General features: G+C 59.0%; 17 protein-coding genes. 13 read left to right on the top strand and 4 right to left on the bottom strand.

The genetic code is table 11. The features are described 5' to 3' along the window. Positions 1-286 precede the first annotated feature (286 nt). The 8 genes from BLW80_RS00465 (at position 287) to BLW80_RS00430 (ending at position 8,213) form a co-directional block, all read left to right on the top strand. Positions 287-634 (top strand): RidA family protein, encoded by a 348-nt coding sequence (locus BLW80_RS00465; protein WP_093756398.1) that lies wholly within the window; start codon positions 287-289, stop codon positions 632-634. 221 nt (positions 635-855) lie between these two features. Then, positions 856-2,112: an MFS transporter gene (locus BLW80_RS00460; protein WP_374725737.1), complete on the top strand. Its 1,257-nt coding sequence runs from the start codon at positions 856-858 to the stop codon at positions 2,110-2,112. Positions 2,113-2,267: 155 nt separating this feature from the next. Further along, positions 2,268-2,783 (top strand): MOSC domain-containing protein, encoded by a 516-nt coding sequence (locus tag BLW80_RS00455; RefSeq protein WP_093756396.1) that lies wholly within the window; start codon positions 2,268-2,270, stop codon positions 2,781-2,783. Next, the gene (locus BLW80_RS00450) at positions 2,780-3,736 is read left to right on the top strand and encodes a PDR/VanB family oxidoreductase (protein ID WP_093756395.1); all 957 of its coding nucleotides are present in this window, start codon (positions 2,780-2,782) and stop codon (positions 3,734-3,736) included. The genes BLW80_RS00455 and BLW80_RS00450 overlap by 4 nt, the downstream gene beginning before the upstream one ends. 287 nt (positions 3,737-4,023) lie before the next feature. Continuing rightward, positions 4,024-5,052 (top strand): 2-keto-3-deoxygluconate permease, encoded by a 1,029-nt coding sequence (locus tag BLW80_RS00445; protein ID WP_093756394.1) that lies wholly within the window; start codon positions 4,024-4,026, stop codon positions 5,050-5,052. 1 nt (position 5,053) lies between these two features. Beyond that, entirely contained in the window at positions 5,054-6,304 is a 1,251-nt protein-coding gene (locus BLW80_RS00440) for a four-carbon acid sugar kinase family protein (RefSeq protein ID WP_093756393.1), read from the top strand. Then, positions 6,301-7,302 (top strand): 4-hydroxythreonine-4-phosphate dehydrogenase PdxA, encoded by a 1,002-nt coding sequence (gene pdxA, locus BLW80_RS00435; RefSeq protein ID WP_093756392.1) that lies wholly within the window; start codon positions 6,301-6,303, stop codon positions 7,300-7,302. The genes BLW80_RS00440 and pdxA overlap by 4 nt, the downstream gene beginning before the upstream one ends. Positions 7,303-7,448: 146 nt before the next feature. Further along, a complete protein-coding gene (locus BLW80_RS00430; RefSeq protein ID WP_093756391.1) occupies positions 7,449-8,213 on the top strand; it encodes a DeoR/GlpR family DNA-binding transcription regulator in 765 nt (254 codons plus the stop codon). A 46-nt stretch (positions 8,214-8,259) separates the two neighbouring features. On the opposite strand, the gene BLW80_RS00425 is transcribed toward BLW80_RS00430, so the two are convergent. Next, positions 8,260-10,206, bottom strand: a complete 1,947-nt coding sequence (locus BLW80_RS00425; protein WP_093756390.1) for a glycosyltransferase — start codon at positions 10,204-10,206, stop codon at positions 8,260-8,262. Continuing rightward, positions 10,203-11,567 carry an HlyD family secretion protein gene (locus tag BLW80_RS00420; protein WP_093756389.1) on the bottom strand — a complete coding sequence of 455 codons (1,365 nt, stop codon included), beginning with the start codon at positions 11,565-11,567 and terminating at the stop codon, positions 10,203-10,205. The genes BLW80_RS00425 and BLW80_RS00420 overlap by 4 nt, the downstream gene beginning before the upstream one ends. A 212-nt stretch (positions 11,568-11,779) precedes the next feature. On the opposite strand from BLW80_RS00420, the gene BLW80_RS00415 reads away from it, so the two are divergent. The 4 genes from BLW80_RS00415 to BLW80_RS00400 all read left to right on the top strand — a co-directional run bounded on the left by BLW80_RS00415 (position 11,780) and on the right by BLW80_RS00400 (position 17,285). Next, complete coding sequence (locus BLW80_RS00415; RefSeq protein WP_210185290.1) at positions 11,780-12,103, top strand: c-type cytochrome; 324 nt, start codon at positions 11,780-11,782, stop codon at positions 12,101-12,103. Positions 12,104-12,413: 310 nt separating this feature from the next. Next, positions 12,414-13,658 carry a tyrosine-type recombinase/integrase gene (locus tag BLW80_RS00410; protein ID WP_093756387.1) on the top strand — a complete coding sequence of 415 codons (1,245 nt, stop codon included), beginning with the start codon at positions 12,414-12,416 and terminating at the stop codon, positions 13,656-13,658. Positions 13,659-13,773: 115 nt separating this feature from the next. Next, positions 13,774-16,362 carry a KAP family P-loop NTPase fold protein gene (locus BLW80_RS00405; RefSeq protein WP_210185289.1) on the top strand — a complete coding sequence of 863 codons (2,589 nt, stop codon included), beginning with the start codon at positions 13,774-13,776 and terminating at the stop codon, positions 16,360-16,362. A 236-nt stretch (positions 16,363-16,598) separates the two neighbouring features. Next, positions 16,599-17,285 (top strand): hypothetical protein, encoded by a 687-nt coding sequence (locus BLW80_RS00400; protein ID WP_093756385.1) that lies wholly within the window; start codon positions 16,599-16,601, stop codon positions 17,283-17,285. A gap of 799 nt (positions 17,286-18,084) precedes the next feature. Here the strand turns inward: BLW80_RS00400 and BLW80_RS00395 are convergent. Continuing rightward, a complete protein-coding gene (locus BLW80_RS00395) occupies positions 18,085-18,399 on the bottom strand; it encodes a type II toxin-antitoxin system RelE/ParE family toxin (protein ID WP_093756384.1) in 315 nt (104 codons plus the stop codon). Further along, entirely contained in the window at positions 18,389-18,664 is a 276-nt protein-coding gene (locus tag BLW80_RS00390) for a type II toxin-antitoxin system ParD family antitoxin (RefSeq protein ID WP_093756383.1), read from the bottom strand. The genes BLW80_RS00395 and BLW80_RS00390 overlap by 11 nt, the downstream gene beginning before the upstream one ends. A gap of 433 nt (positions 18,665-19,097) precedes the next feature. Between BLW80_RS00390 and BLW80_RS00385 the strand changes: the two genes are divergently transcribed. Then, positions 19,098-19,289, top strand: coding sequence for a hypothetical protein (locus BLW80_RS00385; RefSeq protein ID WP_093756382.1), 192 nt, complete (start codon positions 19,098-19,100; stop codon positions 19,287-19,289). The last annotated feature ends 96 nt before the right edge of the window (positions 19,290-19,385 follow it).

Raw genomic sequence — 19,385 nt, 5'->3', positions numbered from 1 at the left:
GGCGATGGTGGAAGGGCCGTCTCGCTGATCTCTTTGAAAGAGCTCCAGAGCGATGCCGGAGTGTTTCTACAGGAAAACATTGCTGCAGATATTTCCAGCACGAGCAAGGATAATTTAGGCAAAAGTGCCGGAAAATGCCGATTTTCAGCCTGCGTTATGTGCATCGGCTGCCCTCTGCCGATTTAGGCATCAGATGCCGATTTTCGTGACGTTGATTTCTGTCAGTAAACCTGTTGGATTTTGATGACGGGAATATGTCCTCAGAAAACGACACGAAGGCAGATATATGATCAAGCGTTTGAAGCCCGGTAAGCGGCTCAGCATGGCTACTGTTCATGGTGGTCTCGTTTATCTCGCAGGACAAGTGCCGGACGATCTGTCTGTCGGCGTCGAAGCACAGGCCGCTGAAGTGCTCGCCAAGATCGATGCACTGCTCGGTGAAGCCGGCACCGACAAGTCATCGATCCTGAGCGCCACGGTGTGGCTGCCCAACATCGCGGATTTCGCGGCTTTCAATACGGTCTGGGATGAGTGGGTGCCAGCAGGCGCATCGCCTGCACGTGCCTGTGTCGAAGCGCGGCTCGCCAATCCCTCGATCAGAGTCGAGATCGCAGCCATCGCTGCGATTCTCTAGGGAATCGCTGCCATTCCTTAGGCGTCACCACCGCCTGCGCTGAGGCGACTGAAGCAACAGCGAAAGTTCACGAGAAGACCCGGACTGTGCCGCGAGATGTCGCGGCACGGAACGAGCCCACGCGCCTGAAACTGAACATGTCTTTTGAAGGAGTGAACATGACCGTCGCAGAAGAATTCAATACAGTCACCGCCACGGCGGAGAATCCCGACGATGCGGCCATGCGCAAGATCGTCTGGTCGAGCGTGATCGGCACCGCCGTCGAATGGTACGACTTCCTGATCTACGGCGCGGCAACCGCGCTGGTGTTCAACAAGGTGTTCTTCGCTGCCGGCGATCCGGCACTCGCAACTATCGCAGCCTTCGGTACCTATGCGGTCGGCTTCCTCGCGCGTCCGCTCGGCGCGGCGATCTTCGGTCACTATGGCGATCGCGTCGGCCGCAAGGCGATGCTGGCCATCACGATCATGGTGATGGGCCTCGGCACATTCGCGATCGGTCTGCTGCCGACCTATGCACAAATTGGAATCGCCGCGCCGATTCTGCTCATCGCTCTGCGCTTCCTGCAGGGCATCGGCCTTGGCGGCGAATGGGGCGGCGCGGTGCTGATGGTGGTGGAGAATTGTCCGACACATAAACGCGGCTTCCTCGGCAGCATGGTACAGGTCGGCAATCCCGTCGGCAATCTCGCGGCCATCGGCATGTTCGCGCTGGTGTCGCAACTGCCTGAAGAAGACTTCATGAGCTATGGCTGGCGCATTCCGTTCCTGATCTCGATCCTGCTGGTCGGCGTCGGCCTCTGGATCCGCATGAGCATGGAAGAGACTCCGGCCTTCCGCGCGCTCAAGGCGAAGAATGAAGTCGCCAAGATGCCGATCGTGGACATCTTCAAGTATCACCGCCGTCCGTTCTTCACCGCCGTCGGTCTGAAGATCTCGGAGATCGCCTATGCCAGCATCGCCGGCGTGTTCATCATGTCCTATGCGACGTCGAAACTCGGCCTGTCGCGCGGGCTGGTGCTGAACGGCGCCTTCATCGCATCCTTCGTTGCGCTGTTCTCGATCCCGTTCTTCGGCTGGCTGTCGGACAAGGTCGGGCGCAAGGCGATGTTCTATGCGAGCTGCCTCTTTTGCGCGGCTTTCGCATTCCCGATGTTCTGGCTGCTCGATACCCGCGATCCGACCATCGTGATCCTCACCATCGTCGTCGCGATCTCCTTCGGCCAGATGGTGATGTTCGGCATCGGCGCGCCCTGGTATTCGGAACTGTTCACCGCGAAGCTGCGCTATAGCGGTGCCTCGCTCGGCTTCCAGGTCGGAGCGGCTATCTCTGGCGGTCTCAGCCCGCTCATCGCGGCGTCGCTGATGACCTGGGCCGGTGCGACCTGGCCGGTGTCGGTGTTCCTGATCTTCTGCGCCTGCATCACCGCGATTGCGACGTCCTTTGCGCCGGAAATGGCGAACAAGGAACTGACCTGAACGCAGTCTTTGTCATGCCCGGCGCATGCCGGGCATCCACGTCTTTGACCGCATGAAGACGTGGATGGCCGGGACATCCAGCGAAGCCGCGCTTCGCGCTTTGCCCGGCCATGACGGAGCGATGTGTCGCCCAAGCCTCTACAAGGACGAATGCAATGCTCGATACCGTTACTTCCGCATCCACTGCTGTGGTCCCGTCATGGACCGGCGTGGTGCGCTATCTTCACATCACGCCGCGCGCTTTCCTGCCGATGCGTGAAATGCCAGAACTCACACTGATTGCCGGCAAGGGCATCGAGGGCGATCGCTACATGATCGGCCGCGAGGAGGGGTTCTATTCGCACAAGCCCGAAGAGGGGCGTCAGGTCACGTTGTTCGAATACGAGACGCTGGTAGCCCTGAAGCGCGATCACAATATCGATCTCGGTCCCGAGGAGCATCGCCGCAATGTCACCGTATCCGGCGTACCGCTGACGCATCTGGTCGGTCGCCAGTTCTGGCTCGGCGAGACGCTGTTGGAGTCGACGCGTTTGTCGATCCCGTGCCGACATATCGAGGAGATCACCGGCAAGGCAATCTTCGATCCGCTGATCAATCGCTCTGGCCTCAACTGCAGGATCCTGCAGGGCGGCACCGTCCGCGTCGGCGATGCCGTGCGGAACGTGCAATGAGCGCGGTACCGATCACCAGGGTCAGGACCATCGTCGACAAGATCGAGGATGGCGGCCGGGGCATCAAGCTGTTCTCGCTGGTCGATCCCGATCACTGGGAGCTGCCGCCGTTCCGGCCGGGCGCACATATCGATCTGCATCTGCCCGGTGGATTGGTGCGGACTTACTCGCTCTGCAACGATCCCGCCGATGACAAGCGCTATGTCGTTGCAGTGAAACGCGAGGCCGAAGGGCGGGGCGGCTCGATCGTGCTGCATGACGCGGTCAAGGTCGGCGACACCATCGGCGTGACGCTGCCGCGCGGCGGGCTCGATCTATCTGCGGATGTGACGCGCTTCACCTTCATCGGTGGCGGCATAGGCGTGACGCCGTTCCTGTCGGCGGCGGCATGGCTCAAGCGCATGGGCCGTTCGAAATTCACGCTGCACATGATTGCGCGCGGTGAGCCGCCGCTGGCCGACTTGCTCGCGCCGCTGCGCAAGTCCGGTCATGTGGTGATCCACGATACGTCTGCGGGCGGGCGTCCAGATATCGCGGCACTGGTTGGCAGGCCGTTGTCGGATGTCGCGCTTGCCTGCTGCGGCCCCGACGGCATGATTGACGACTTCGAACAGGCGTCGCGCGACTGGCCGGCCGATCGCGTTCATATCGAGCGCTTTGTGCCGCCGCCGCTGCCGGTCGACCCCGACGCGAAGCCCTATGTGCTCGCGCTGGCGAAGTCGAAGCGGGAAATCACCGTGGCCGCAGGGCAGACCATGCTGTCAGCGCTGACAGATATCGGCATCGACGTGCCGGCATCCTGCTGCGGCGGCATCTGCGGCTCCTGCAAGGTGGACTGGCTCGAAGGACAGCCGGTGCATCGCGACCGCGTGCTGTCGCCGGCGGAGCGCGAACGCAGCCTGCTGGTCTGCGTGGCAGGTTCCGCTGGGGATCGTCTGGTTCTCGATCTCTGACGTCCGATCTGACGGCCAAACAGGCGGCAACGGCTCCCCCGTTGCCGCCTGTTTGCGTTCGCTTCCGTGCGCCATGAGGCGCGACGTTCCGGTCAGCGAACCGCTCGCTTTGGATGGCTTACAAACATACCTTGATCGTTTAACTAATTTTTAGAAATTGCGCAATTTGCGCAAAAAGTGTTTGATGTCTGCGTAATTTGCGCATATCGGGCAGTGTGCGCAGGGGCTCCTGAGGGAAATTGCGCAGAATAATCAGTGATGCGCACGGCGCGGGAAGGAAATAGACCATGCAGATTCCAATTAAGCGGGCGATTGAGAAGGTGCCGGGCGGCATGATGACGGTGCCGCTGCTGATCGGCGCGCTGTTCGCGACCTTTGCCCCCAACACCCCGAAATTCTTCGGCTCCTTCACCGGCGCGCTGTTCTCCGGCGGCGCTCTCAGCATTCTCGCCGTGTTCTATGTGTGCATGGGCGCGAGCATCGACTTCAAGGCGACGCCTTACATCGTGAAGAAGGGCGGCGCCCTGATGATCGTGAAGGTCGGTACCGCAATTATCTTGGGCCTGATCTTCGGCCGCTTCCTCGGTGAAGCGCCGGTCACCGCCGGCATCTTCGCAGGCGTGTCGACGCTGGCGATCGTCGCCGCCATGAACGACACCAATGGCGGTCTCTACATGGCGCTGATGGGCCAGTATGGCCGTCCGCGCGACGTGGGTGCCTATAGCATCATGACGCTGGAAAGCGGTCCGTTCCTCACCATGGTGACGCTCGGCGTTGCCGGTCTGTCGTCGTTCCAGTGGCCCGCGCTCGTCGGCGCAATCCTGCCGCTGGTGGCCGGCATGATCCTTGGTAATCTCGACCGCGAACTGCGCGACTTCCTCAGCAAGGCTGTGCCTGTGATGATCCCGTTCTTCGCCTTCGCGCTCGGCACCGGCCTGAACCTGACGCAGGTCTGGCAGGCAGGTCTGCTCGGCGTCGGCATGGGCGTTGCCGTCGTGATCGTGACCGGCATCCCGCTGTTCTTCGTTGACCGTCTCACCGGCGGCAACGGCGTTGCGGGTGTTGCTGCGGCGTCGACCGCCGGCAATGCGGCGGCTGTGCCTGCGATCGTCGCTGCGGCCAATCCGGCCTATGCGGCTGCTGCCGGCCCGGCGACCATCCTCATCGCGGCCTGCGTGGTCGTGACGGCGATCCTGACGCCGATCCTGACCTCGTGGGTTGCCGGCATCGTCGGCCGTGATGTCGAGCCGGAAGCGGAGGCGACGACGCCTGCCGCGCCAAGCATCGCATCACCCGCACCAGTGGCTGGGCACTAAGATGGCGGGACGCTGGCTGATCCTCGCCGATGATCTCACCGGTGCAGCGGACTGCGCCATCGCCTTCGGTCGCCGGGGCCTTGCGGCTGCCGTGACTTGGGGCGACGTCGCAAGTGCCGGGGATCGCCAGCATCCGGTTATCTCCTATGATGCAGCGAGCCGCGGCCTGACGGCCGAGGCCGCTGCGCGTCGCCACGCCGACGTGTTGCAACAGTTGATGGAGCCGGATCGGCTCCTGTTCAAGAAGATCGACTCCACGCTGCGCGGCCAGCCGGCCTCCGAGACGGCGGCTGCGCTCGCGCATCTCAAGGCGCAGTCCGGTTCGGCCTTCGGCATCTTCGCGCCAGCCTTTCCGGCGACCAACCGCACCACCATCGATGGCCGCGTCGTCGTCAATGGTCGTCCGCTTGAGGAAGCCGAGGTCTGGAAGCGCGATCACACCTACGACAATGCCGACATCGCTGATGTATTGGCATCGGCTGGTATTCGCAGCGAGAAGGTGTTGCTCGAAATCATCCGCGGTGGGCATCTCGAGACTCACCTTGCGCGTATCGCGTCCGGCGACAGCGTCGTTGCGATCTGCGATGCGGAGACCGAGCACGACCTGCATCTGATCGCCGAAGCCAGTCTGAAGATTTCACCGGCGACAGTGTTCATCGGCAGCGCGGGCCTTGCACATGCGCTGGCGGCGCTTGATGACACCAGTGCTGCCGAGAAGCTGGAAATTCCGCCCGGCATCTACGGCACGCTGATTGTCGTCGGCTCGCTCGCCGGCGCGTCGCGCTCTGCAGCGCGCAAGCTGGTCGCCAGCGGCACCGTGACCCATCTGCCGGTCACACCGGAAGTCCTGCTCGGCGACAAGGCAGGGCAGGCGGCGCTGGCTGCACGCGTGACCGAAGGATTGACCGCAGGCGGCGATGTCCTGGTTGAGATCGTGATGGACGACAATCCGAAAATGTCGCTCGGCCCGCAGCTCGCGCAGAATCTTGCCGATGCGCTGATGCCCGTGGCGTCCAGCATCGGCGCCTTTGCAGCAACTGGCGGCGAGACTGCCGCAGCACTCTTGTCGCGCTTCGGTGTCAACGGCATCCGTCTGGCGGACGAGATCGAGCCCGGCGTTTCGCTCGGGCTTACGCTCGGCGCATTGTCCGTGCCGATCGCCACCAAGGCCGGCGCCTTCGGCGACGAGAACAGCCTGATCAAAATTCGCGAACGTCTTCACATCGTCCGAACTCAAGGAAGCTTCACATGACCCGTCCGACCATTGCGATCACCATGGGCGATCCCGCAGGCATCGGGCCCGAAGTGATTATGAAGGCCTTCGCGCATCCGGAAATGCTCGCGATGTGCAATCCGCTGGTGATTGGCGATGCCAATCGCCTGCGCAAGGCCGGCGAGATCGTCGGCGCCAGGATCGGCGTTGACTCGCTCAGCGATGCAAAGGCTGCGAATTTTGCGTCGAAGAACGTCCAATGCGTTGACTTGAAGATCGTTCCCGACGATTTGCCGTTCGGGCAGAACTCCCCGATCGCAGGCGAGGCGGCTTACCGCTTCATCGAGAAGGCCGTCGAGATCGTTCAGGCCGGTATCGCCCAGGGTATCTGCACCGCACCGCTCTCCAAGGAAGCGCTGCATGCAGCCGGTCACAAATATCCCGGGCATACCGAACTGCTCGCACATCTGACCGGCACGCCTGAAGTGTCGATGATGCTGGTGTCGCCGAAGCTGCGCGTCATTCACGTGACGACGCATATCGGCCTGATCGATGCCATCAAGAAGATCGAGCCGGGCCTGGTCGAGCGCGTCATCACCCGCGGCCATGAAGTGCTGGTCAAGGCCGGCATCAAGAATCCGAAGATCGGCGTTTGCGCCATCAATCCGCATGCCGGCGAGAACGGCCTGTTCGGCTATGGCGAAGAAGCCGAGAAGATCACGCCCGCGGTCGAAGCCTGTCAGAAGAAGGGCTGGGACGTCCGCGGTCCGCTGCCCGCCGACACGCTGTTCTTCCTCGCCGGCCGCGGCGACTACGACATGGTGGTGGCGATGTATCACGATCAGGGCCATGGCCCGATCAAGGTGCTGGGTCTGGAATCCGGCGTGAACATCACGGTTGGCCTTCCTGTCATCCGTACCTCGGTCGATCACGGCACCGCCTTCGATATCGCGGGCAAGGGCATCGCCGATGAGCGCAGCCTTCTCGAGGCCTTGCGGCAGGCGGTCGATCTCGCACCGGGCGCCAAGGCGGCCTGATACCGGCTGTCATTCCGGGGCGCGCGCTCTTGCGCGCGAACCCGGAATCCCGTTGTGCTCTAGCCATGACAAGGTTCCGGGTTCGTCGCCGCGAAGGTGCGGCGACGCCCCGGAACGACAAGTGTGATGAGAGGGCAGGGACATCCATGTCGATGCGGAGCAAGGAGCGGCACGCCCGCCTGTTGGACGCCCTGAACGCCGGCGAGATCGATGTCGACGATCTCGCACGGCGCTTCGGTGTGTCCGGGTCCACCGTGCGGCGCGACCTGCAGCATCTCTCGAAGAACAACGCGGTGCGCCGTACTTACGGTGGCGCGATTCTCACCGGCCATGTCGCAGAGACCACGCTCGACCAGCGTTTCGCGGTCCAGGGCAAGGAGAAGCAGGCCATCGCGCGGGCCGCGATCGACCTGATCGAGGACGGCGACACGCTGATCCTCGATGCCGGCTCGACGGTCGCCGCTTTCGGCAAGCTGCTGCTGCAGCGCCGCCTGCGCATCATCACCAACAATATCGCGCTGCTGCCGTTTCTCGCCAAGGCACCAAGCATCGAACTCGTAGTGCTCGGCGGCGCGCTGCGCTCAACCAGCATGAGCACCATGGGACCTCTGGCCAGCGAGGGACTGCGGCGCCTGACGGCCGACCGCGCCATCATGAGCGCCGACGGTGTCGTGAGCGGCCGCGGGTTGTGCGAGGCCGACCTCGATCAGGTCGCCTTGAAGTCCCTGATGATGCAGCAGGCCAAGGAGGTCATCGTGCTCGCCGACGCCGGCAAGCTCGGCCGCGCCGAACAGGACGCCTGGGCGCCGTTCCCGCCGCGCTGGACGCTGGTGACGGGCGCCGGTGCATCGGCGGAGCAACGCAAGCTGATGGAGGAAGCAGGGGCTCGTATCGTGCTGGCGGGGGCGTAGCGGGGCTGTATGCTGTTCTGGCGCCGTGCCGATATGGGTATGATATTTAATTGAACAGTCGCATCAGTAAGGCTTTGCCAACTGGGACTGCTCGGACACCGTGAAAAGCGCGAACATATTCTCCTGCGTAAAAGGCGCGTACGACGCGAATTCGCGTTGCAGCGGCTTCTTCGAAGCGAACGCCGAAACCATCGCTCGTTCGTCGCATGACCGTTGCCGACACATTCTGACCGTATACGTTGCACTTGAGAACAGTCCCCACCTGCGGCGGCGCAGGATCGATAAAGCGAGCGCCGGTTATCGAGATGTCTGCCATGCGAACCAGCCGCGGGGCGCTGTCCTCGTGAATGAGGACGGGCTCATTGCGCTCAAATCGCTCGGCTTTCCGACGGCGAGGCTGCTCGATACAGATGAAGCACACGATGGCGAGGACGACGCAGTTGTACAAACTCCAGCCAAGCGCCAGTCCGCCGTATGCAATACTCTCTCCCTTCAGATTGATGATGAAAGCGTAAGCGATCGCCAGCATGGTGATCAGCAGCGCGGATCCATAAAGCCGCAGAAGCGGCCACTCGATGAACCTCTGATTGCGATCGCCACCTTTGGCGGTAACCTTGAACTTGTGACCCTTTGGTTTGATCAGGCCCGTGATGATTGCTTTCAGGACCGCTGGCGCCGCGATGTACTGCGAGACGTCCGTCATGATCGCCAGCGAACGACCACGGGAAATCCAGGTCATCGTAAATGCGTGCCAGACGTAGAAGGGCAGGAAGTATGTCAACAGTTCGGAGAGATCGGCGTAAATCGCCTTGATCCCGAACAGGAGATAGAGCCACGGCACGATCAGGCCAAGCATCTTCGTTCCATAAGCCCCGGCCCAGCTCATGAAAGCGTCGACGAGCGAAAGCCGGTCGATCAGGGCGAGTTTTGATTGCGATGAAAAGGGCCCGCTTCGGCCTCTTACGATTTGCATGAAGCCGAGGCACCATCGACCGCGTTGGGTGATGTATTCCTTGAGGCCTTCGGGCGCCAATCCAAGCGTAAGCCGTTCATTCAGATAGACCGTGAGATAATTGCGTTCCTTCAGACGCAATGTGACGAGATAGTCCTCGGTCACCGAGTCCGTCGGGAATCCACCGATCTCCATGAGGCCTGAAAAGCGGATCACCGACGATGTGCCGCAGCAGAAAGCCACCCCCCAGGCGTCTTTGGCCGGCATCAGAATATCAAAAAAGAAACGTTGCTCGTCGGGCCATACCTCGGTGGCGGCCAGATTGGACTGGATCGGATCCGGATTGATGAAGTGCTGCGGCGTCTGCACGATGCCAATGGTCTTGTCTTCCATCAAACTGGTCGCGCGCGTGAGAAACTCCGGCAGAGGGACGAAGTCGGCATCCAGGATGGCAACGAAATCCGGTTTGTTTTGTAGTCCAGCGACATGGCGCAAAGCGTGATTGATGTTACCTGCTTTTGCATGCTGATTGTCTGGACGAGTCAGGTAATGACAGCCGAGCACTTCGGTCAGGCGTTTGAGCCATAGCCGTCGCCCATCATCCAGGACCCAGACACGATAGTTGCCGTAGTCCAGTCCCGTGGCGCCGATGATCGTGCGTTCGAGGATCGCTTGCTCCTCGTTATAGGTGCAGATGAAGACATCGACGAGCGGAACCCGCGCGGCGGCCGCGGCTTTTTTTATTCCGACCTCGACGTCGGCAGAGCGATCAATCGTTCGGCTGAGAAACAGCATCGACAGGCAGACGCCAAATAACGAGGCAGCCTCCGCCAGCATGAAGGGGTACCCGACGAAAAAGTCGGCGGTAAAGCCGGGTGGCGGAAGCGTCTGCGTGACACGCCACGTGAAGTATCGGATCAGCAGAATGACGGATATCCCGGTCATCAATGATCGGGCGAACGTGCTGTCGCGCCTCAGCATCGGCGTGATTGCGAGACAAGCACCGAGAGCGGCGATGCCTGGTGCGAAGGCTGAGATCATGGTTTTGACGTGTCGTGATTGAATACGACCCGTCCCGTGCGCCCGACTGCGCAGTCTTTGCCCGTGGTATCGAGATTGGGCATCGAGACCGTCACACGATAGGGTTCCTTGTTCAGCGTGTCGGGATTGATGGCCAGGTTCGCGGGCGCACCAGACGCGCCAGTGAGATTCACGATCGACCCCTCTATCGCCGGACTGCCGTCATTTGGCTCAAAAGTCGCCTGCTCGCCCAGCCTGAGCCTGTTATAGACACGTTCGGTGACATTCGCCGTTACCACAGCGCCGCTGCAATCAAGTAGCTTCAGCAATGGTTGTCCGGCCCGGACATCCTCGCCCGGCGACGTCATCATCTCCCAGATCCGGCCAGTCACGGGCGCTTTGATGTCCGCTTCAGATCGGCTGACATAAAGCAGTTGCTCGGACGCGATCTCGCTCGCGAGCCACGCGATCTGGGCATTCGCATGCGCCAGATCGGCTTGGAGATCATTTGCACGTTGCCGCATCTCTTCTTCGCGCTGGACCGAACTTGGGCGGTCATTGTAGCTATCGCCCAGATACGTGCCCTTCTGCGCGGCAATGAGCTCGATCTTGGCGCCATCAAGTCTGCGACGGGCGCCGATTTCGGTTTGCTGGGCGACCGATTGTTCCCGGGTCAAGCGGGCGAATTCCACGCTGGAGACGCTGCCCGACTTGATCAGCGACGATGCTCGCTCTACGGCGGCGGTTGCCTCTTCCCGCCGGGACGCAGCGGCTTCGATCACCGACTGTATTTCAGCGATGCGCGCTTCCAGTTGGAGGGTACGGCCTTCCCTGAATTGGGAGGCCTGTCGCGCGAGATCTTGCTGCGCTGCTTGAGCCGAGGTGAATTTGGTCGCCAGACTTGGGCGCTCATTGTCCAGTCGCGACATCTGTCGTCTGAGATCATCCAGCCGATTTCGATCGCCCCGTGCATTCACGACGCGAAGGAGGAGGTCACCTTCATTCACTGCGCTCGACGTCGAACGGCCGGACTTCGAACTGACTTCGCCATCGATCGGCGACCTTAGCGTCACGAGTCTGGCGTTGACCACCGCCTCCACGCTGGAGGTCTGCAGGATTGCCCTGAGTGGCAGCCATCCGAACACGGCAACAATGGTGAGACCGGCAGCGATCTTCAGCACCCGCCGAACGGTGCTATATGAGCGCGGAGGCGTTGTCTGATCAGGCGAACCGCGGTTTGCCGGCTCGATATCCGGCTTCAGTCGGTCTTCCAGATCGCGCTGCAATCCTCTGGCGCCGGGATCGAAGGATGGAACATCTTCCTCGACAACGGACGAAGGTGCGAACCCCGAAGGAAATTGAGTCTTTTGCGCACGATCCATGGCAGCCGAACCCAAATTGTCGGTGAGCGGACCAACTCGGTCCTTCGAAGCGATTCCATGTCAGGTGAGTAGAGTGTGCGCCCGCTTAAGAGCCCGCTAAGGTAGACCCCGCATCTTTCGATAAAACTGCGCAATCTCGGAGGCCGGGCGCTATGATACCTAGGAAGGGAGGCATTGCTGCTGCATTAGCGATCGTGCTTTGCATGCCGTCGATGTCTCTTGCAGACAACAGGAATGGCGAGCGGATTTTCTTGAGCCGCTGCGCGATGTGCCACGGAAATGACGTTAAGGGCACAGGGCCTTTGGCTGATAAGAGCAATCCGCCTGCACTCGATCTCACGACACCCGAGTTCAAGAAGCGCCTGCTTGATTATCCCGGCGTGATCGTATCGTCCGTCATACTCCGTCCCAACGGCGATCTCATTCCAAGAACCTTGCGCGAAAACGGCGTGAAATTGCCTCCGTTCGCATGGACGGTCAGGGACTTTCGAGATCTGAATGAGTACCTGACTGACAAGATCGCCAAGGCCAAATAATCTGGATGTCGCGCAATTCCCGATGACTCGTTGCTGGCGGGGCTCAGTGCAGTCTGCAGAACACGACGGAAAAGCTGCAAAACATGCGTTGACCGGAAGGCCAAAAGCCTAGAAGAAACAACGCGCGCGGACGTGGCGGAACTGGTAGACGCAAGGGACTTAAAATCCATATTTTAGCACGCGTCTTATAAATTATGACAACAATATCAGTATATTAATGAACGTTGACTGATCCATAAACTTAGCACATTGTTAGCACAGAGCCTGTAGCGAGGAATAAATTCGTTGCGTGCTAACGAAAGCCAAAGCCATGGAAATTGCGACGGCGCGCAGCGATAAGCAGAAGAGCCACATCATCCTTGGCGGCAAAGTTCATCTATACCGGCGCGGGACGCGCGGCCGGTATCATTGCTCAGCTACGATTGAAGGGAAGCAGTACCGTTCCGCTACGAACAAGGATGACCTGCGGCTGGCCGAGGAAGTCGCCGAGCAGTGGTACTTGAAGCTACGCGGGATGGTAGTCAGCGGGGACCTGGAAAAGGTCACCGCCAAGCGTAGGGAGAAGACCTTCCAGGCCGCAGCAGAGAAGTTCCTGGAAGAATTCCCCGTGCTGACGGAAGGTCAACGCAACGCCATTTACGTCAAAGGCCACGAACGTCGGGCGCGCAAGTATCTCATTCCTTTCTTCGGCAAGAAGGGATTGTCGGAGGTCACAGGTGGCCTCGTGAACGAGTACCGCATGCATCGCATCGCGCAGGCTAAGGAACGATGGGGAAAGCCACCCGCCCGCACGACGATGCACCAGGAGATCGTTTGCCTACGGCAGATCCTGAAAACCGCCTTACGCCATCAATGGCTCAATTCGCTTCCTGACCTTTCAGAGCCATACCGAAAGAACGGCAAGATCTCGCACCGGGCCTGGTTCTCTCGCGACGAATACCGGCAGCTTTACCAAGCGACCGGGCGGAGGGCCCGGAAGCCGATGAACAACAAGTATCGCTGGTGGGGCGAGCAATTGCACGACCTCGTGCTCTTCATGAGCAATACCGGCCTACGACCAGACGAAGCTTTGCGCCTTGAATACCGCGACGTTACCGTCGCATACGATGAGGGCAGCGGTGAAACCATCCTTGAAATCGAGGTGCGCGGAAAGCGCGGCTACGGACCATGCAAGAGCACGCAGAATGCCGTACCGGTGTTCGAGCGCTTGAAGAAGCGCAACAAGCCTCAGCCCACAGACAGGATTTTCCCAAAGTCGCACCATGCGATGTTCAACCGGATCCTCGTGGAGCTTGGCCTGAAGGTTGACCGCGAAGGCAGGCCCCGCACGCTTTACAGCCTGCGTCACACCTACATTTGCTTCCGCCTGATGGAAGGCGCCGACATCTATATGCTGGCGAAGAATTGCCGGACCAGCGTCGAGATGATCGAGAAATACTACGCTGCCCACATCAAGGACGTGCTTGACGCCAGTGCGATCAACGTCCGGAAAAAGAAGCCGCCGAAGAAGGAAGTGGCGGAAATCCGCCGCGGCGAGCTGGCGACACTGCGGTGAACTGATTAATCCGTGAGCGAATCGGACTGTATTCTCTTTGCCTCCGGCGATTTGCACCGTATAGATGGGGGCATGCGGGCGTGGCGAAACTGGTAGACGCATCGGACTTAAGTCATTGAGTGCCCTGGGGGAAACCCTGGGTGCAGAACTGCTCAAAGTCGGGGAAACCTTCACTGGCAATCCCGAGCCAAGCCCCCGCCAGGGGGAAGGTGTAGAGACTAGACGGGCAGCACCTACAGCTTCGTGCCAAGGTGAAGGGATAGTCCAGACCACAAACGCCAGATGGCGGCGGCGAAAGCCGAAGTGGTACGAAAATCCGTGGGGCCGCAAGGCCTGTGCCGGTTCGAGTCCGGCCGCCCGCACCAGTAAAATTCCAATCCTGCATCAGCAAGTGCCACCGGCTGTGCCGGTTGCGCCCCTTTCAGGATGTAGCCGGCGAAACAAGCCTATTGTCGATCTGGTTTCGGTACCCTCTGGTGAGAGCGGCCGCCCCGCCCCCCCCAAAGATATGGCAACTTTGCGCTGCGATTTACAGAAGGCCGCCAGAGGAAAAATGTCCAGATACTTCAACGACAGTCCGATCGAAAAAGCCATTGACGACCGATACGGTATTACGCCCTTCGCTAAGGCAATCGCGACGAGTCTGCTTTCTATCGACAAGCCGGTAGGCACCACAATCGCTATCAACGGACCGTGGGGTTCGGGAAAAAGTAGCGCGGTCAATCTCATTCGCACTGAATTGGATGCACGTAAGGACGAAACGTTGAACATCGTCGATTTCAAATGCTGGTGGTATCGCGGCGAGGAAGCGATCGCGCTGGCTTTCCTTCAAGAGCTAAATACAGCCTTGAAACCGGCACTTAGCCACAAAATCAAAGACGCTATTCCTGAACTGGGGCGTTACATTCTACAAGCTGGTCCGGTTATAGGAACTGCAGTTTCGCTCGCAACAACGGGTGGGGTTGGAGCTCTGGTTTCAGGCGGCGCTGCTTTTGCAAAGCGCTTTTTCCCTGAGAAAGACTCATTGGAGAAGATTTTCAAGAAGATATCGATAGTTCTTGAAAACCAGACCGGCCGTTTCCTCATCATCATAGACGATATCGACCGGCTCTCTCCCGATGAAGCATTGGCGATTTTTCGCCTGGTCAAATCTGTCGGCAGATTGCCCAACGTAATGTACTTACTGGTCTTCGATAGGCAACTCGCTGATGCTGCCGTGCAGCTGCGGTATCCATCGGAAGGGCCGCACTTCCTGGAAAAGATCATTCAGGCAAGCTTTGAGCTACCCGCGCCAAGCCAGACTGATCTGAACAGTGCGGTGCTATCGGCGGTCCAAGATGTCTGTGGTTCGCCGTCAGAGCAGCATATGGTCCGCTTCATGAACCTCTTCTATGATGCTGTGGTCCCCTTCATGAACACGCCCCGCCACGTTACGCGGCTTATCAACGCGATGAGTGTAACCTGGCCGGCGGTCGCGAACGAAATTAGCCGAGCAGACTATGTTGTTCTAGAGACCCTGCGGCTCTACGAGCCGCTACTTTTCGCTGCTATACGGCGTAATCGCGAGATTGTAACGGGGCAAACAACGATCGACCAAGCCAACCATCGAGATGGTTCCAAGTTTCTGCCGCTCCTGAACGGTATCCCGGAAGGCAAGAACGGGATGTTACGCGTCATCCTTCAGCGGCTATTTCCTGCTCTGGAAGACACCAGCTACGGCGCAGGCTTTGCCGAGATTTGGGACGGGGAACGGCGCGTTTGCCTGTCCAAGCACTTCGATACGTATTTCAGGATGTCGCTGAGCGACGAGACTATATCCACGGCCGATTTGAATGAATTGATAGCGCGTTCGAACGATCAAACGTTTGTTCGGGAACGGTTGCATCGTGCGCGCAATCAGCTTCGCAAAAGTGGAAAGTCCATGGTTCCGGTCGTTCTTGATGAATTGACCTCACATGGAAAGGAGATTGATCGAGAGAAGGTTCAAGATTTCCTATGTGCACTCTTCTCTGTCGTGGATGACATTACCCGCGGGGAAGATGACGAGCGGGGTTTCGCGATGGCAAATACCAAGCTCCGTGTTCATTGGTTAATCCGCCGCGTCACCGCGGATCGTTTTTCCCTCGAAGAGAAGACAACCCTATATCTCAACGCAACGGAAGTGGCCTCTATTGGGTGGCTGATCGATTTTGTGTCCTCGGCCGTAGATGATTATCTGCCACGAGAAGGTCGCTCGGTGGACCTTTCGACTTGCCTTGTCACCGAAGACGCAATTCCAACACTTAAGGACCGCGCCATTGAGGCGTTGCGGCAGGCCGCGAAGAGCGGCGCGCTACTCCGCGAAGGTGATTTGATGTACAACATCTATCGGTGGCGTGATTTCAGCGATGATGGCGGTGTAGAAGTAAAAGCGTGGCTTAACGAAATTATGCAGGATGATGCAGCCCTGGTTATCATTGCAAAGAGCCTCACTGGTGAATCATGGTCAACAGGTCTCGGGGGCTTCGGTGGATTAGGAGATCGGGTATCACGTCGAAATGTTCGCGCACAGATCGGGCATGATTTCGATCTTTTTGATACTTCAATCTTTAAAATGAAGCTTGAGCGAATTGTGCAGGAAAGTAAGCAGCCCGAGGCCGATATTGAGGCGGTGCAGATATTCTTGAACGCGTGGGCGAGTCGCCGCGAAGATCGAGGCGACTAATGATGATTGCCGACGGGAATAACAGGCACCTGGGCTGGGATTGACACTGTTACAGTGTGACGCGATTTAGTTAGCGGGCCTGCAATACGGTATTGTCGATATCCTGCACCGCGAGGCTTTCTCTGGTAGCCGTGGAGTCCATTTTATCTGTAGTGCACAAATGCTCGCGAAGCGGAGTCTTCCAAAGAAGGCACCTTGGCTTATCTCCCGGAATTTTCCAAGAAGGACTAGATGCCGTGAGCGAGATCATTCGGGCAAACACAATTTGGGCAGTTTCCGTCGAAGGAGACGAGAACGACCTGTTGGCGGCATCGCAATACTTTTCTGAGGTTGCCGATGGTCGGATAATGCAGATAAGCATGAACGCCGGTGCGCCAAGATGGGTCATGATCTCGGAGCGCCTTGGAAGCCTCGCCGATGAGTTTGAGATTGCCTCTGAAGCTCAAGCGATCCTGAATGTGATGAACGGCGTGTTGTTTGTTGATGACCATCGAAGCGTGCCGATTCGGCTCGCCGGCAGCATTCACAAGCGAGCTGCAAACGGTAACTGGGGGGTGGCGATACTTGCGCCGGCTGCCCATGCGCGGATGGAATCGCGTCGCGGCGTGCCGGTAGAGCAGACTGCGGTTCTGGCTCGAGCCCTAAATGGCGCCGATGACTTGCGGAAAGTGCTCGCTTGCATTGCAAACCAGCCCGGGTGGTTTGAGGTTTACATAGCAATTGAGTATTTGGCGAAGATGTTTGGGGGCGAGCACAATCTGTTGAAGCAGGCCTGGGCAACAGGACTGCCAATAAAATTATTGAAGGAGAGTGCGAACTTTCACCGGCACGCCAAAGCCTATGATCCACCCGGTCGATTGAGCTTGGCACAGGCTCAGCGATCAGCAGCAGAAATTGTCCGTGCAGCACTTAAAGCAGCGTGATTCCGTTATTTAGTCTGACCAGCTAGCGACGTATCAGGTTGTGATAGGCGACGCGGGCATCAATGGCGTTCGGCTATTCTGAGAGGGCTGCGACACGCGTTTGGCGCGGGGACTTTGGCGGCAGGAGCATCCGTGCAACGGCGTTATTCCTCGATCAAGACAACAACGATCTATACGGAAGCGCAGCGCCGATGTCCCCAGGATCTTCATTGTCAGCTCCCTCTGCCCTTATCCCAGCGGATGAGGCTCGCTCTCAAAGGCTGGGCCGACTGAAAATAGAGCGCCGTTAGGCCTTGTATGCGAACATTGGAAACCGCGCTTATTTCAGAGTTGCGGGTCACATGAGCTGCCTTTATTTTCCGAAGTAAGGAGGCTCCAATGCCAGTCCAGCGATGTAAGGCATGCCAATCACTGCTCGTGGAAACGGAAGATTCCAAAGGCAGGCCGATGAAAATTTGCCCGCAGTGCGACGCAATCGACCCCATGAAATCTTCGGCTGCGAAATGGGCGGCAAGCGGCCTTACACCTCCAAAATAGATAGATCGTTGGTATTCGTGGCATCGAGAAAGCGCGGGCCCAGCTAAAGTTGTGTGCATCCGAAACATGTGTGCAGGCGTCGATCCTTTGCACAAAATCTCGTCTTGAAGGTTGGTTCAGAAGGGTGTGTTGTTTAATTGCCGTCCTCGAAGGATTACCGGAGCAATCCGCTGTTCGACGTCCACGTGCACAACCGCAGTCGGCTTAAACCGGCTGCGGTTTGCGTTTGAGAGCAACGGCTGATGTCGGACCGGATAGGGCGTCAATCGGTTTCCGCAGATCGCAACTCGCGCTCGAAATCCCGGCCACCATATGCAATCGTGACGATCTCGACGCGCGTTTTAAGCGCCCGAAAGGCGATGGTCGCCCGGCGTTCAAATCCGATGGTGCGCAGGCCAGGTAGAATGTCATTGCGGAGCGTGCCGCGTTTGGGAAACGTTGCCAGCGCCATGCACGCCGCTTCGATCCGATCGATGTACCCGCCCGCAATCTTGGTGCCAGCTGCTTCAGCGATATAGTCGTAGAGGCCTATGAGGTCTGCTTCGGCTTGCGGTCTGAAGAAGACCCTAAGCGCCACGCTTGGAGGCTTTCACCTTCTTGGTGTGGCGAGCGCGGAGGCGTTTGAATACGTCCTCTGCAGGTACGCTCGGGCGCGCATCCTTAATCGAGGCCTTCACCTTGGCACGGAGGATTTCATCGAGTGCCGCGTCCTGGCGATCCAGAGCACGCAGGGCCGAGCGCATGACTTCGCTGGCCGAGCCGTATTCGCCGGATTTAAGTCGAGCCTCCAGGCTCGCATGTTGCGGCCCGAGGGTGACCGATATGGGTTTACTGGTACGCATGGGCATCTCTCCTTTAGGTCTTTATACCATATTATATGACACTGTCATACTCCCTCCTGACAGGGGTGTTGCGCGACAGCGGGGCCGTCCGACCCAAAGGCTGCCCAACCGAACAACTTGTCGCTAGCGGCAGAAAGCAGGGCGGGGCTCAGCTTGCGCCGGCGACAATCGCCGCAGGGCACACGACATCGAGCGTCTTCTGATGGGACGGGCGCGACAGCTCGCTGCCTCTAATGCAGGAAATGTCCGACCTATGTGTTGTTTTTGCTACGCGGGGGCTGCTCGTTATTGGCAGTCAAGCTGTCGTTGATTGAGGGCGTTTGCCTGACGTCCTAATCTGACATCACCGCTTGCCGGCAAAGGCCGGCACAGGAAACGTTTCTATCTCCCGGCCGATCATGTCTCTCGCGGCATCATCAAACAGGAGAATACAATGGCTACCAAATCGAAAAAACCGACTCACGAAGCCTTCGTCGTCAGTGGGGAAGGGGAAAGCGCGTTCTGGACCAAGATTGGTGCGGTCTGGTCGCATGATGACGGCAAGGGATTCAATGTCGATCTGATCGCTTTGCCCGTGAATGGCCGACTGGTCATTCGGGAACGCAAGGAATCCAAAGAGTCCTGAGCTTTTCTTTAATACGATCGCGAGTGCCCTCTCGGGGGCATTCGTTGTTTTTGGACCGCGTCAGTAGCTGACCGGACTCTACGCGCAAGCGCGCCG

The sequence above is a fragment of the Tardiphaga sp. OK245 genome (assembly GCF_900108575.1).
GTDB lineage: Bacteria > Pseudomonadota > Alphaproteobacteria > Rhizobiales > Xanthobacteraceae > Tardiphaga > Tardiphaga robiniae.
This window is presented reverse-complemented; position numbering and strand designations above follow the sequence as displayed.